This is a genomic window from Kitasatospora sp. NPDC059827 (assembly GCF_042731675.1).
In the GTDB taxonomy this organism is placed as follows: domain Bacteria; phylum Actinomycetota; class Actinomycetes; order Streptomycetales; family Streptomycetaceae; genus Kitasatospora.
Map to the genome: position 1 here is coordinate 47,318 of NZ_JBHWIV010000060.1, position 7,723 is coordinate 55,040.

Below are 7,723 nucleotides of genomic sequence, written 5' to 3' on the forward strand. Positions count from 1 at the left end.
GGGGGGGGGGGCCCCGCGGCCCCCCCCCGGGGTCCCCGGGCCCGCGGGGGGGCCCGGGGGGCGCGGCCCCCGGGCCCCCCCCCCCCCCCGGCCCCCGCGCCGTGCCGTCCGCCCGCCGTTCACCGGGCCCACCGAACCCACCCCGAATCTGCACGGTTCCCCCGCCGATTCGGGCCCGGGCGCCCGGGGCGGTACGGTGATCCCGATCACGGCACCGGTGTCGCCCTCCAGGGGTCCCGGGAGCCGCCGGACCGGGACAAGACGGATATGCGTCGACACCGGTACGGTTGGCCCCGATGAACACCAAGGCTGCTGAGGAGCTGCCGGCTGTTTCCGTGATCATGCCGGTGCTCAACGAGGAACGACACCTGCGCACGGCGGTCCGGCGCATCCTGGACCAGGATTACCCCGGACCGATGGAAGTGGTGCTCGCCCTCGGCCCCTCCACCGACCGCACCGCCGAGATCGCGGCCGAGCTGGTGGCCGAGGATCCGCGGGTGCGTACGGTGGAGAACCCCACCGGCCGCACTCCCGCGGGGCTGAACGCCGCGATCCGGGGCTCGCAGTACCCGATAGTCGTACGGGTGGACGGCCACGGGCTGCTCACGCCCGGCTACATCGCCACCGCGGTCCGGCTGCTCGGCGAGATGGACGCCGCCAACGTCGGCGGCATCATGCACGCCGAGGGCGAGACCGAGTGGGAGAACGCGGTCGCGGCCGCGATGACCTCCAAGATCGGTGTCGGCAACGCGGCCTTCCACACCGGCGGCCTGGCCGGCCCGGCGGACACCGTCTACCTCGGGGTGTTCCGGCGCGAGGTGCTGGAGCGACTCGGCGGCTACAACGAGGAGTTCATCCGCGCCCAGGACTGGGAGCTGAACTACCGGATCCGCCAGGACGGCGGGCTGGTCTGGTTCACCCCGCAGTTGAAGGTGACGTACCGGCCGCGGCCGTCCATCAAGGCGCTGGCCAAGCAGTACAAGGACTACGGCCGGTGGCGCCGGGTGGTCACCCGCTACCACCGGGGCTCGGTCAACCTGCGCTACCTGGCCCCGCCGAGCGCGCTGCTCGCGGTGCTGCTCGGCCTGGTGCTGGGCGCCGCCGTCCACCCGGCCTTCCTCGCGGTGCCCGGCGTCTACCTGCTGGGCATCCTCGGCGGCGCCGCGGTCGAGGGCCGCGGCCTGTCGTTCCGGGCCAGGGCGCTGCTGCCGGTGGCGCTCGCGACCATGCATCTGAGCTGGGGCTTCGGCTTCATCACCTCACCCCGCTCGCTGGCCCGCCGGGTGATAAGGAGCGTCGGCCCGTCCTCGAAGGACGTGCTCTCCCGGGCGCGTTGACGCCCGGACCGGCCACCGTCCGCCCGCACGGGGAGAGTTGAGGACGGTACGGCCACGGCCCGGATCGAGCCGGGCGCGGACGTCGACGAACGGGCCGCGCCCGGCGCCGGGACGAGGGTCCGGACCTGCCCCCGGACCGGCGAGCGGTACCGCGGGACGGACGGAACCCTCGGCCCCGGGCGGCTACTTGGCGCAGACGTCCTCGTCGTCCGCCTGCACCCGCTGGAGGTCCTTCGGGGCCTCGGTCGCCTGCTGCGCGGGGGCCGCCAGGGCGTCCTTGCCGAGGACCACCAGCAGCGGGTCCTTGGGGCCCGCCTTCGGGTTCGGCTTCACGGCGTCGGCGGGCAGCCCGAGGGCGGCGGCCAGCGCCGCGGCCTCGGCCTCCTGGCCGGCCGGGTGGAACACCGTGCTGGTCGCGGCCGGGGGCGCGTCGGAGCCGACCGCGGCCTTGGCGAAGCCCTTGCCCTTGAGCTTCTCCACCGTCGGCCCGGACTGTCCGCGGGTCCCGCTGCCGTTGCGCACCGTCACCTGGACGCCCTTGGCGTCCACCGCCGGGGCGGCGCTGCTCGGCGCGGCCGGGGCCGCCGGGGCCGAGGCGTCCGGGGTCGCGGCCGGAGCGGCCGTCTCGGTCAGCGAGCGGTCGCCCGCGATCATCGAGAACACCTGTCCGGCGTCCGGCTGGTGCAGGACCAGCCGGTCCTTGTTGCCGGGGTCGTCCAGCACCGGGACGGTGGTGAAGGTGATGTTCTTGGTGTCCACCTTGCTGATGTCCTGGGCCAGGTTCTTGAGCTTGTCGACGCTGCCTATGCCGGAGTCCACGGTGAGCGCCTTGGTGGCGGCGTCCGCGAGCTGGTAGAGCTTGCCCGGGCTGGTCAGGGTGTCGTCGCTCTTGATCTTGCGGATCATCGCGCTGATGAACTGCTGCTGGAGCGGGATCCGGGTGAGGTCGCCGCCGAAGCCGACCGCGTGCCGGGTGCGGACGAAGGCCAGCGCCTCCTCGCCCTGGACGACGTGGCGGCCCTTGGACATCTTGAGGTGCGAGTCCTTGTCGTCGATGTCCTTGGCCGCGCAGACCTCGACCCCGCCGACGGCGGTGGAGAGCGTCTTCACCGCCTCGAAGTTGACCTGCACGAAGTGGTCGACCCGGATGCCGGTCAGCTTCTCCACGGTCTTCCAGGTGCAGCCCGCGTCGCGCCCGTCCTGGCCGAGGCTGTTGTTGAACATGTCCCGCGCGACGCCCGGGATCTTCTTGCCCTTGTCGTTCTGGCACTCCGGTATCGGCACCATCAGGTCGCGCGGGATGCTGACCACGGTCGCGTTGGAGCGGTCCTTGGAGACGTGGAACAGCAGGGTGGTGTCGGCGTGCCCGGTGCTGCCCGCGTCGCCGTACTCGCGCCCGAGGCCCTGGCGGCTGTCGGTGCCGATCACCAGGATGTTCAGCGCGTCCCCGGCGGCCTTGGGCCGCTCCTCCTCGTTGCCCAGCTGGACCTTGACCGAGGTCAGGTTGCTGTTGAAGTGCTGGTACAGGTAGTAGGCCCCGCCGCAGCCCGCCACCATCACCAGGGCGCCCGTCCCCGCCGTCCACTTGAGCACCCGGCGGCGCCGCTGCCGCTTGGCGGCCGCGGCCCGGCGCTTGGCCTCCCGCCGGCTCCCCCCGCTGAACCGACCGGTGTTCGTTTCGTCCTGCTGCACGGGGGTCCCCTACGTCCGGCCGGTCACGGAGGCCGACCCGTCGGGCGACGGGTCGATCCGGACACACTAGACGAGCCGAACGGGGGAATTGTTCCGAGTGTGATCTCAGTCATGTTTGAGCAATGAAAAAGCAAAGCCGGACGCCGAGTTCAGTGCTGGGCGCAGGCGTCCACGTCGGCGGTGCGTCCCTCGAAGGTGGGCGAGGCGCCCGCCGAGGGTGACGCCGTGGCCCCGTCGGATCCGGCCCCGCCCCCCGCTCCCGCTCCGGCGCTCGCCCCGGCTCCGGTCCCCGCGTCCGGCGAGGGCGCCGAACCGGGCGGCCGCAGGGCCAGCGGCCGGTCCGCCCGCAGCGCGTCGAACAGCTGGGTGGTCTGCGGCTGGACGAACTCGTCCCGGTCCGAGTCGTAGCGGTACGGGCGGCGCGGCGCCGTCAGGAACACCACGTCCGGGGAGGGGACGTCGCGCAGGTCCTGGGTGAGGTCGTACAGCGCGCCGAGCGAGGACAGGCCGCCGTCCGCCTTCACCGAGGAGGTGGCCGCGTCCAGCACCGGCCACAACTTGGCCGGGTTCAGCAGCACCCCCTGCGACTGCACCTTGCGGATCAGCGAGGCCAGGAACTGCTGCTGGCGGCCCATCCGCTGGGTGTCGCTGCCGTCGCCCAGGCTCTCCCGGGCCCGGACGTAGCCGAGCGCCTGCTCGCCGTGCAGCAGCTGACGGCCGGCCGGGAGGTCGAGCTTGGCGTCCTTGTCGTGGATCGGCTGCGGCACGCACACCTCGACCCCGCCGATCGCGTCCACCATCGTCTTGAAGCCGCTGAAATCGAGGATCACGTAGTGGTCGATCCGGATGCCGCTCAACTGCTCGACGGTGCGGATCGAGCAGGCCGGACCGCCCAGCTCGAACGCCCAGTTGAACTGCATCGTCCCCGACTTGCTGCGGCTGCCGTCCGGCTTCTCGCAGGAGGGCACGGTGACCATCACGTCGCGCGGGACGGAGACCGCCGTCGCGTGCTTCCGGTCGGCGGCCAGGTGCAGCAGGATCGTGGTGTCCGAGCGCTGGGTGCCGGCCTCGCCGCCGTAGGAGGAGTTCGCCCCGGAGCGGTCGTCACTGCCGATCAGCAGGATGTTCTCGGCGCCCTTGGCCCCTGCGGCCCGGCTCGGGCGCTCGGCCTCCAGCTTGGCGAGCAGCCGGTCGGTGGCCGAGTCCGTCCTGATGTTGCCGTCCAGCTTGCGGTAGGCGATCCAGAGCAGCACGCCGGTGGCGACCAGCAGGAACGCGACGGCGCCGGCGGTGATCATCAGCCACCGCCGGCGCCTTCGCGGGCGTCCCGGTCCGCTCGGGGGAGCGTGCTCCGGGGGAGTCTGGTCGGTCGGGGGGTGCTCGGTGTCGTCCTCGGCCATGGCAGGGATCCCTACCCGCCGGGACCGTCCCGGGGTCAGCCGAGACGCACAGTCACCCGTTCGGATTCGGAGCGCTTCTCCCACTGCCCGGCGTCCAGCCCCTCGGAGTTGCGGCACAGCACCACCGAGGCGCCGACCGACAGCGGGGCCAGCAGGCCGGCCTCCAGGCCCGCCCAGTCGTCGAAGGAGAGGGTGGACATCACCCGGTCCCCGGGCTTGAGGCCGATCCGAGCGGCGCCCTCCCGGGCCAGCGCGACGGTCTGCTCACCGGTCAGTTTCAGCGGCAGCCCGTCCACCGAGGTCTCCAGCGCCTGCCCGTCCGGGGCGACGGGGGAGTACGGCGCGAAGCGGTCGCCCTGGCCGGGCACCTCCGCGGCGTAGTCGAGGAAGCCGTCCGGGCGGTGCGGGAAGCGGCCGCCGAGCGGGCGCAGGGCGAGCGCGACCCGCTCGCCCCCGCAGGCCTGGGCGGCCTCCAGGCCGTCCGGACCGCTCACCACCAGGTCGGCGTCGGCCGGGTCGCCGGCCGGCACCGCGGTCACACCGACGGACCAGCAGGCCAGCAGCCAGACGGCGCTCTGCCAGTGAGCGGGAAGCAGCAGCGCGGCACGGTCGTCCGGACCGGCGTTCAGCTCGTCCTGGAGGAGGTTGGCGGTCTTGGCGACCCAGTTGTCGAAGGTCCGGGCGGACAGCTCCACCCGTTCGCCAGTGGCGTCGTCGTAGAAAGTGACCAGCGGGGCCGCGGGATCGACCGAAGGGGTGCCGCCGCGCAGGTATGCGTGCAGCAGCTCGACGGGGGTGCGGGCATCGGCAGCGAATGGCGCAGTCATGGTGCGCCCCAGCCTACGGCCTTCGGGTGGCAGGCCGGGAGGGGCGGCCGAGCGGGCGCGGGGCGGCGTGGCGGGCGGTCCGGTTTGCGGCGACGATCCCCTTTATGCGCCTTTCCCTCAAGGCTGTGCGCCTTTCCCACCAGGCCGCGCGCCTTCCCTTCCCAGCCGCGCTGCTCGCCGGCTGCACCGCCGCCCTGCTGCTCCAGCCCGCTCCCGCCGCCACCGCCGTGCCCCTTGCCCCCGGCGGCGAGCACCGTGACTTCCCCGGCGGCGGCCGGACCGTCTCGCTCCGGCTCCCCGCCGGGCACGGGCTCCCGCCGAGCACGACCGGACCCTTCGAACTCCTCGGCATCGGCTGGGACGGACCGGCGGGAGCGCTGGACGGCGGGAGCCTCCGGGTCCGCACCCGGGACGCAGCCACCGGCCGCTGGAGCGACTGGCACACCCTGGAGACCGACACCGACGACGGCCCCGACCGCGCCCCGCACGGCGCCACCGCCCCGCTGTGGACCGGCCGCAGCGACGGCGTCGCCGTCGAGTTCCGGCCCGGCCCGGCCGGACCGCCGCCCGGACTGCGGCTCGACCTCGTCGACCCCGGCGCCGGCGCACCCGCCCCGGCCGCCACCCGGACGGTGCCCGCGGCACCCGCCGCCGAGGACGACCACCAGGCGCCCCGCCCGGCGATCGTCACCCGGGCCGGCTGGGGCGCCGACGAGTCCCTGCGCGACCCGGGCTCCGAGTACACCGGCCCGGTCCGCGAGGTCTTCGTCCACCACACCGCGACCGCCACCGACTACGCCTGCTCCGACGCCCCCCGGGTGATCAGGGGCATCTACCAGTACCACGTCAAGACCAGCGGCTGGCGGGACATCGGCTACAACTTCCTGGTCGACCGCTGCGGCACCGTCTACGAGGGCCGGGCCGGCGGCGTCGACCAGCCCGTCCACGGCGCCCATACCCTCGGCTTCAACACCGACTCCTCCGGCGTCGCCGCGATCGGCACCTACGTCGACGCCACCCCGCCCCAACCCCTCCTCGACGGCCTCGCCGCGATCGCCGCCTGGAAGCTCGGCCTCACCGGCCGACCCGCCGACGGCCGCACCGGACTCACCTCCTCGTCCGACGCCAGCCGCTACCCCAAGGGCACCGTCGTCGACTTCGACGCCGTCTCCGGCCACCGCGACGCCTTCAACACCGAATGCCCCGGCAAGGCCCTCTACGCCCGGCTCCCCGAACTCCGCACAGCCGCGGCCCGACTCCGGACTTCGTAGCCGTCACCCTCCCCACGTATCGTTCAGGGCCTCAGGCACCCCAGGAGGCGACGGCAGTGACGGGCGGCGAAGCGGTACGGCACTGGCGGCCGGGCTTCCCGCTCGACCCCGTCCGGACCCTGCTGCCGCTGCGCCGGGGCCCCGCCGACCCCTCGTACCGCACCACCGGCGACGGTGCCGTCTGGCGCGCCTCCCGCACCCCGGCCGGCGTCGGCACCCTGCGGGTGCTGCCGCGCCCCGGTGCGGGCGAGGTGGAGGCGACCGCCTGGGGGCCGGGCGCCCGGTGGCTGCTCGACCGGCTGCCCACCCTGCTCGGCGCCGAGGACCACCCGGAGGCGCTGGTGCTGCCCCCCGGCCCGCTCCGGGACGCCCAGCGCCGCACCACCGGGGTGCGGCTCACCCGGACCGGCCTGGTCCTGGAGTCCCTCGTCCCCGCGATCCTGGAACAGAAGGTCACCACCGACGAGGCCTACCGCGCCTGGCGCACCCTGCTCCGCGACTTCGGCACCCCGGCCCCGGGCCCGGCCGAGGGCATGCGGGTGGCCCCGTCGGCCCGCGAATGGGCGATGATCCCGAGCTGGGAGTGGCACCGGGCCGGCGTCGACCCCAAGCGCTCGGCCACGATCCAGCGCGCGGTCCGGCTGGCACCCCGCCTGGAAGAGGCCTCCGCCATGGCCCACGAGGAGTCCTTCGCCCGCCTGACGGCCGTCCCGGGCATCGGCACCTGGACCGCCGCCGAAACCCTCCAGCGCAGCAACGGCGACCCGGACGCGGTCTCGGTCGGCGACTTCCACCTCCCCAACCTGGTCGGCTGGGCCCTGGCCGGCCGCCCCCGCAGCGACGACACCCAGATGCTCGCCCTACTGGAGCCCTACCGCCCCCACCGCCACCGCCTCTGCCGCCTCCTCACCGCCACCACCCCCCACGCCCCCCGCTACGGCCCCAAACTCACCCCCAACGACCACCGCAACCGCTGACCGGAAGCCCGAACCCCCAACCGACACGCGGGCAACGCACCCACCCCACCCCCCCCACCCCACCCCCCACCCACCTCCCCCCACCACCCGTCCAAGGCGAGAGGGACGCGCTGCGGGAGGGGGCGGTGGAGGGGGTGGGTGCGGAGAGCGGCGTAACGGGTGATTTTCAGACCGCCCACGGTGAGCACCCCGCGCGATGAGGGTCGGCGGTCCGAAAAC

Annotated in this window: 6 protein-coding genes; 3 read left to right on the forward strand and 3 right to left on the reverse strand. The window is 74.2% G+C overall.

All coding sequences use genetic code 11. The features are described from left to right. The first annotated feature begins 296 nt into the window (after window positions 1-296). Entirely contained in the window at window positions 297-1,337 is a 1,041-nt protein-coding gene (locus ACFV8H_RS29760; protein WP_380406080.1) for a glycosyltransferase family 2 protein, read from the forward strand. 183 nt (window positions 1,338-1,520) lie between these two features. Here the strand turns inward: ACFV8H_RS29760 and ACFV8H_RS29765 are convergent, their stop codons facing one another. The 3 genes from ACFV8H_RS29765 to ACFV8H_RS29775 all read right to left on the reverse strand — a co-directional run bounded on the left by ACFV8H_RS29765 (window position 1,521) and on the right by ACFV8H_RS29775 (window position 5,256). Then, entirely contained in the window at window positions 1,521-3,029 is a 1,509-nt protein-coding gene (locus ACFV8H_RS29765) for an LCP family protein (protein ID WP_380406082.1), read from the reverse strand. Between the two features lie 149 nt (window positions 3,030-3,178). Beyond that, entirely contained in the window at window positions 3,179-4,429 is a 1,251-nt protein-coding gene (locus tag ACFV8H_RS29770; protein WP_380406085.1) for an LCP family protein, read from the reverse strand. A gap of 35 nt (window positions 4,430-4,464) precedes the next feature. Beyond that, window positions 4,465-5,256 carry a TIGR03089 family protein gene (locus ACFV8H_RS29775; RefSeq protein WP_380406088.1) on the reverse strand — a complete coding sequence of 264 codons (792 nt, stop codon included), beginning with the start codon at window positions 5,254-5,256 and terminating at the stop codon, window positions 4,465-4,467. Window positions 5,257-5,381: 125 nt separating this feature from the next. On the opposite strand from ACFV8H_RS29775, the gene ACFV8H_RS29780 reads away from it, so the two are divergent. Next, on the forward strand, window positions 5,382-6,527 hold the full coding sequence (locus ACFV8H_RS29780) for a peptidoglycan recognition protein (RefSeq protein WP_380406091.1): 1,146 nt from the start codon (window positions 5,382-5,384) through the stop codon (window positions 6,525-6,527). Then, entirely contained in the window at window positions 6,455-7,504 is a 1,050-nt protein-coding gene (locus tag ACFV8H_RS29785) for a DNA-3-methyladenine glycosylase family protein (protein ID WP_380406094.1), read from the forward strand. Before ACFV8H_RS29780 ends, ACFV8H_RS29785 begins: the two co-directional genes overlap by 73 nt. Window positions 7,505-7,723 lie beyond the last annotated feature (219 nt).